This is a genomic window from Methylobacterium sp. J-067 (assembly GCF_022829465.1).
Classification (GTDB): domain Bacteria; phylum Pseudomonadota; class Alphaproteobacteria; order Rhizobiales; family Beijerinckiaceae; genus Methylobacterium; species Methylobacterium litchii.
This window is the reverse complement of record NZ_JAKSXZ010000132.1, coordinates 1-378: the sequence shown is the minus strand read 5'-3', so window position 1 is coordinate 378 and position 378 is coordinate 1. Positions and strand designations below refer to the sequence as shown.

The following is a 378-nucleotide window of genomic DNA, read 5'->3' as shown; positions in this document are numbered from 1 at the left end:
CGTCTCTGTTTATGGCCTCATCGCCGACGCATCGACGATCAACAATCAACTCGCTAGCCTTCAGGGTATCCTGCCCAAAGGAGACTTCGATATCCTCTCCGAGCAGGTCAAGCTTCTGAACGAGATGGGCAATGCGACGCTTGGGGTGGGCTTGATGATCGGCGTAGCCTGGTCGGTGTGGAGCGCCAACGGCTGCATGAAGCATATCTTCGATGCCCTCAACCTCGTCTATAACGGGCGCGAGAAGCGCAACTTCTTCGTGCTCAACCTCATCTCTCTTGCGTTCACGGCGGGCGCGCTAGCCTTCCTGATCATAGCCCTCGGTGCCGTCGTCGTGCTGCCGGTCGTGTTCGAGTTCATCGGCATTGGCAAAGACGC

1 protein-coding gene is annotated in these 378 nt (G+C 57.7%); it reads left to right on the top strand.

The genetic code is table 11. The features are described 5' to 3' along the window. The coding region (locus MKK52_RS19140; RefSeq protein ID WP_243956480.1) for a YhjD/YihY/BrkB family envelope integrity protein at positions 1-378 on the top strand (378 nt) is incomplete at both ends.